A 6,503-nucleotide genomic window follows, 5' to 3' on the forward strand; every position below is an offset into this window, starting at 1 on the left:
CGTTTAAAAACTGGAGGGAATTGATCATGAAATTTTTTATTGATACTGCAAATCTTGAGGACATAAAAAAAGCATATAAACTTGGAGTTTTAGCTGGTGTTACAACGAATCCTTCTTTAGTAGCAAAAGAGGGCGTTAAGTTTGAAGACCGTATCGCAGAAATTTGTCAGGCAGTGCCTAAAGTGGAGTCTGTTTCGGCAGAAGTAACGCCAGATGCTGTTACAGCTGAAGAAATGATTGCTCAAGCAGAAGAATTAATTAAAATTAACGGTGGCGATAAAAACGTCACGATAAAACTTCCAATGACGCTAGCAGGATTAGAAGCTTGTCGCTATCTTACTGAAAAAGGTGTGAAAACGAACGTTACACTTATTTTCACTGTGAACCAAGCACTTTTAGCTGCTCGAGCAGGTGCAACGTATGTTTCTCCATTTTTAGGACGCTTAGATGATATTTCTGAAGATGGCGTATTATTAGTTGCTAAAATTGCTGAATTATTCGATGTTCATCAATTAGATACACAAATTATTGCGGCTTCTGTCAGACATCCAGATCATGTAACTCGTGTAGCGATGGCAGGTGCTCATATTGCAACAATCCCTTATAAAGTAATCGAGCAACTTGCTATGCACCCATTAACAGACCAAGGCATTGAAAAGTTCGCTGCAGATTGGGCAAAAGCACCTAAATTATAATATGTGAAAGTGAAGGAAGCTTTCCGAAAATTGTTTTTCATGAGAGGACAGATTCCTAGGTAACTTCATCGTTTAACTTGGATCCCGAGTTTGGAGTCTTACTACGTGAAAACAGCAACAGAAGAAAGTGCCATTCACTTTTGAAGAAGGAAAATATGTTCGTATGAAGCATGTATCACAATAACATTATAATTATTAAAGAGAAATCCCCTTATTAGAGAGAGTAGTTAACGTGTATCTCTGATAAGGGAGATTCTTTTTATATAAATCATTATGATGTGAAGATGCTTTTAAACGTATAGCAATATGAAAAGGTATCTTTTACGCAAGTAAGAACTATATAGGTTCTTTTAATTATATAGTAATTATGAAAGGGTTTACATAAAGGGGGATTGAGTATGAATATGTACCTTTTAATTATTACATTATTATCAATTGTAATTGTTATTTTAGGGGTATCGTGGTGGAGATGGCATGCGTTTATTAGTTTAACGGTTGCAAGTTTGTTTTTAGCAATTATGTCTGGAATGCCAATGGATAAAATAGTGAGTGCTTATGAAACGGGAGTCGGAAGTGTTCTCGGACATTTAGTAGGCATTTTAGTATTAGGTACAATTTTAGGGAAAATGATGGCAGAGTCAGGTGCTGGAATGCAAGTGGCAGAGTTCTTTATTAAATCCTTTGGGATAAAAAACTTACCATGGGCTATGTTAATTGCAGGGTTTATTATTGGAATTCCGGTGTTTTTTGAAGTAGGCATTTTAATATTACTGCCGTTAGTAATTTCAATTCATAAAACAACGAAACAAAATATTTTATTGATAGCATTACCAGCAATTGCTGGGCTATCTGTCGTACACGGTCTTGTTCCTCCGCATCCAGGGGCAATCGTTGCAATTGGTATTTATAAGGCGAATCTTGGGAAGGTACTATTGTATTCACTCATTATTACATTTTTTGCAGCGATTATTGCAGGTCCTATATTTGCGAAATGGATTCACAAACGTGTAATTCCTGAAAATGAGCCAGTATTGATTCGTGTAAATACAAAATCAACGAAATTACCAGGAATAGGAGTTTTATTTTTAGTTATATTGTTACCTGTTATGTTAATGGTTTTAGCTGCAGCAGCTCCTTATGTGCCTCTTTCTAATACTTTGATGAAGATTGTCACATTAATCGGTAGTCCTATCATTGCGCTATTGATTGCATGTTTTGCGGCGTTCTATTTTCTTGGATTTCGTCAAGGTATCGATAAAAAAGCTATTAAGAAGATAACAGAAGATAGCTTATTACCAATCGGTTCTATTGTTGCGATTATAGGTGCCGGCGGGGGATTTAAGCAAATTCTTATCGATAGTGGTGTAGGGAATGCTATTGCTCAAATGTCTGAACATTTAGCTCTATCTCCAATTGTATTAGCATTTATGGTTGCTGGATTAATTCGAATTGCGACAGGATCAGCGACAGTCGCCTTAACAACAGCAGCAGGTATTGTTTCGCCAATCGTTGAAAATACGACAGGTGTGAACTTAGAGTTACTCGTTATTGCAACAGGTGCAGGAGCACTCATGTTTTCACACGTAAACGATGCTGGTTTTTGGATGGTAAAAGAATACTTAGGGTTAACAGTGAAAGAAACATTTAAAACATGGACGGTATTAGAAACGTTACTTTCATTTATCGCTTTTGGAGGAGTTTTACTACTCGATATGTTTGTTTAAAATAAGGATATTTTTATATGAATGTAGAGAGATAACTTTAGCACATAACGTTATGAATAGATAAAATAAATGTATTTTTATGGTTCTTATATTATTAGGATACTGTAGGGATTTTTTGTTAGGAGGAAGAAATGGTGAGCTCAAAATATATGATTGGTGTAGACATTGGGACAACTAGTACAAAATCAGTTCTATTTTCTACTGATGGATCTGTTATTGCTAGTCATGGAATTGAATATCCTTTATATTCTCCTACGCCTGAAACAGCAGAACAAGACCCAGAAGAAATTTTTCGTGCAGTAATAAATACGATTAAAGAAACTGTACGATCAAGTAGTGTACAGCAGGATGATATTTTTTGTGTCTCTTTTAGTTCGGCAATGCATAGTCTCATTGCTGTAGATGAAAAGGGAAAGCCGTTAACGAAATGTATCACTTGGGCAGATAATAGAAGTGCAGGCTGGGCGGAGAAAATAAAGAATGATATGAATGGTCATGAAATTTACCTTCGTACTGGCACACCAATTCATCCTATGTCACCACTTTCGAAATTAGTTTGGCTACAGAATGAGCAGGCAGAATTGTTTGCAAAAAGTTATAAATTTATTTCGATTAAAGAATATGTTTTTTATAAGTTATATAAGGAATATGTAATTGATTATTCTATAGCATCAGCGACAGGAATGTTCAATTTAAAATCTTTAAAATGGGATGAAGAGGCTTTACATGTTGCGGGAATTACAGATGACAAGCTTTCAAAGCTTGTTCCAACAACGCACAGTTTAACAGGATTAGATGAAGAGCTTGCCAAAGAGATGAATGTACTTGTTTCTACGCCTTTTGTGGTAGGAGCGAGTGATGGAGTACTATCTAATTTAGGTGTAAATGCAATAGATCCTGGCGTTGTGGCTGTTACAATTGGTACAAGCGGTGCGATTCGTGCTGTAACAAATCGTCCTGTAACAGATCCGAAAGGTAGAATTTTTTGTTATGCGTTAACTGAAGACCATTGGGTAATCGGTGGACCAGTTAATAATGGCGGTATGATTTTTAGATGGGCTCGTGACCAATTGGGTACTTCAGAGATTGAACTTGCAAAGCGCTTAGGGAAAGATCCATATGAAGTACTTACTGAAATAGCAGCAAAAGTGAATCCTGGATCTGACGGTTTATTATTTCACCCGTATTTAGCCGGGGAAAGAGCGCCTTTATGGAATGCAAATGCACGCGGATCTTTCTTTGGACTCGGATTGCATCATAAGAAAGAACATCTTATCCGTGCTGTTTTAGAGGGAGTAATTTATAATTTATATACCGTTCTTCTCGCTTTAAAAGAATTAATTGGTGAACCGAAAAAAATTCAAGCGACAGGCGGTTTTGCAAGGTCGGAACTTTGGAGACAGATGATGGCGGATATTTTCCATCAAGACGTATATGTTCCTGAAAGTTTCGAAAGCTCTTGCTTAGGAGCTGCAATCCTCGGTTTATATAGTTTAGGTGAAATAGATACATTATCTGTAGTTTCTGAAATGGTAGGTGCAGATTTCCATCATGAGCCAAACATGGAAAGTGTGGAAAAATATAAAGATTTAACGCCAATCTATATCCGTCTGTCCCGTCAATTGGAAGAAGAATATGAAAGTATAGCAGCGTATCAAAAAAAGTGGGTTTAAAAGCTATTTACCCAGAAAATATGGTAACGTATAAAGAGGTACTCCGATTTTTTGGATACTCTTTCAACATAAAATATTTTAAGAAGCATGATGAACGAAAAATATAGGGAGAGAGGGTTATGAAAATGAAGGATAACAAAGAGTTTATTGGATATGTTGGAACTTACACGAAAGAAAATAGCGAAGGAATATATAAATTTACGCTAGATGTAGAAGCAAAAAAAATTAGTAATGTAACACTTGCCGCTAAGCTGGATAACCCTACATATGTAACGATTAACCGAAATAATGAATATCTCTATTCCGTTGTTAAGGAAGGCGAATCTGGCGGTGTAGCTGCTTATTCCATTGATAGTCATACTGGAGAACTAAAAGCGAAAAATAGACAAGTAGTAGAAGGTGCTTCTCCTTGTCATATTAGTGTTGATAGTGGAAATCATACAGTAGTTACAGCGAATTACCATAAAGGAACGATTGAGTCTTTTGAAATAAATGAAGAAAATGGAACTGTAAATCCTGCTTCATCTATTATGGCACATGAAGGTTCAGGTCCGAATAAAGAAAGACAAGAAAAACCACATGCACATTACGCGGGGTACACTCCTGATGAAAAATATGTAGTGGGCGTTGATTTAGGGATAGATAAAATAATTACGTATGAAGTAAAAGATAGTACATTAACAGAAGTGAATCGTTTATCTGTAAATCCAGGAAGTGGTCCAAGACATATTACTTTTCATCCGAATGGAAAGTATGCGTATGTGATGACGGAGCTTAGTTCAGAGGTTATTGTGTTAACATATAATCCTGCAGAAGGATCCTTTACAGAATTACAGTATATTTCTACTGTTCCAGAAGAGTTTGATGAAAATAATCAAGGAAGTGCGATTCATATTTCTTCTGACGGCCGTTTTGTATATGCAGGTAATCGTGGTCATAATAGTATCGCTGTTTATAGCGTAGATCAAAATTCAGGTCAGCTTACATTTGTTGAACACACATCTACAGAAGGAAATTGGCCAAGAGACTTTGTATTAGATCCTACTGAAAAGTTCCTTGTTGCTACAAATGAAAAGTCACATAATCTTGTGTTATTTTCAAGAGATGAATCTACAGGTAAGTTAACACTTTTACAATCTGATGTTGCTGTGCCAGAGCCTGTTTGTGTGAAGTTTGTAAATGTTTAAGTTGTGTTCGATATAATTTCATAAACTCAGAAAACAATAAAAAGCAAAGCGATATCGCTTTGCTTTTTATTGTTTCTTTTTCGGTCTACGTACTAATTCGCCGCCGCAGTTTGGACAAACGTTTTGTCTTTCTTCTGTACATGGTGCGCAAAATGTACATTCATATACACAAATGTAAGCTTCAGAATTTTGCTCGAGCGATTGATCGCAAATTTGACAGTTTGTTTTCATTTCTAGTGCCATAATAAGCCTCCTTTTAATTTGAAAATTTATAATTTAATTATAATTCATTAAATAGAAATAGTCCTTTTCAATTGAAAGGAAATCGAATGATAAAGTTATGAATTGAAATGAAAGATGCTAGTTTATTTTAAAATTGATTATTTATTACAGTTGGAATATTATGAAATAGTCAAAAGACAACAGGGGGTATAGATTTTGACTAATCATAACGATCATTTAAAAGCAAACTGCGAAACATGCTTCGGTCTATGTTGCGTTGCATTACCGTTCGCAGCATCGGTAGATTTTGCGGTGAATAAAGATGGTGGGAAGCCATGTTCTAATTTACAATCAGATTATAAATGTAGTATACATAAAAATCTTAGAGGAAATGGCTATAAAGGTTGTACAGTATTTGAATGTTTCGGTGCTGGGCAGAAAATCTCTCAAGTTACGTTTAAAGGAATTGATTGGCGGAAAGATGCAAAGCATGCAAGAAAAATGTACGATGCTTTTCCGGTTATGCATCAACTTCATGAAATGCTTTGGTATTTGAATGAAGCGATTCTTTTAAAGGCAACACAGCCAATTCATAAAGAGCTGGAGACCGCAATTGAGGAGACAGAGCGACTTTCGAATTTAAATCCAGATGAGTTAATGAAAATAAATGTTCCAATGCATAGGGCAGAGGTGAACATTCTTCTTTTAGAAACGAGCGAATTAGTATGGAAGGAAATGAATACTGCGCGTAAGAAACGAATCATATACCGCGGAGCAGACCTTATGGGAGCGAATCTGAAAAAGAAAAATTTACAAGGTGCAAATTTAAGAGGAGCTTACTTAATTGCGGCTAACTTAAATGGTGCAGATTTAAGAGGAGCAGATCTTATCGGAGCAGATTTGCGAGATGCAGATATTCGCGGGACTGATTTTACTAATAGTATTTTTCTGACGCAAGTTCAAGTAAATGCGGCGAGAGGGGATAAATATACGAAATTACCG

Annotated in this window: 6 protein-coding genes; 5 read left to right on the forward strand and 1 reads right to left on the reverse strand. The window is 36.0% G+C overall.

The annotated features are described in order from the left end of the window. The first annotated feature begins 26 nt into the window (after window positions 1–26). From fsa to MR170_RS11475, 4 genes are all read left to right on the forward strand, one after another. Window positions 27–695, forward strand: coding sequence for a fructose-6-phosphate aldolase (gene fsa, locus MR170_RS11460; protein ID WP_000667692.1), 669 nt, complete (start codon window positions 27–29; stop codon window positions 693–695). Between the two features lie 398 nt (window positions 696–1,093). Beyond that, window positions 1,094–2,419 carry a gluconate permease GntP gene (gntP, locus tag MR170_RS11465; RefSeq protein ID WP_242308297.1) on the forward strand — a complete coding sequence of 442 codons (1,326 nt, stop codon included), beginning with the start codon at window positions 1,094–1,096 and terminating at the stop codon, window positions 2,417–2,419. A gap of 131 nt (window positions 2,420–2,550) precedes the next feature. Continuing rightward, window positions 2,551–4,092 (forward strand): gluconokinase, encoded by a 1,542-nt coding sequence (gene gntK / locus MR170_RS11470; protein WP_242308298.1) that lies wholly within the window; start codon window positions 2,551–2,553, stop codon window positions 4,090–4,092. 119 nt (window positions 4,093–4,211) lie between these two features. Continuing rightward, window positions 4,212–5,279, forward strand: coding sequence for a lactonase family protein (locus MR170_RS11475; protein ID WP_000782261.1), 1,068 nt, complete (start codon window positions 4,212–4,214; stop codon window positions 5,277–5,279). A gap of 66 nt (window positions 5,280–5,345) precedes the next feature. Here the strand turns inward: MR170_RS11475 and MR170_RS11480 are convergent, their stop codons facing one another. Next, a complete protein-coding gene (locus MR170_RS11480; protein WP_016080876.1) occupies window positions 5,346–5,522 on the reverse strand; it encodes a DUF1272 domain-containing protein in 177 nt (58 codons plus the stop codon). A 195-nt stretch (window positions 5,523–5,717) separates the two neighbouring features. On the opposite strand from MR170_RS11480, the gene MR170_RS11485 reads away from it, so the two are divergent. Beyond that, window positions 5,718–6,503 (forward strand): pentapeptide repeat-containing protein (locus MR170_RS11485; protein ID WP_242308299.1); only part of this gene is annotated, 786 nt, incomplete at its 3' end.

Source organism: Bacillus cereus group sp. BfR-BA-01524 (assembly GCF_022662595.1).
Classification (GTDB): Bacteria; Bacillota; Bacilli; order Bacillales; family Bacillaceae_G; genus Bacillus_A; species Bacillus_A thuringiensis_S.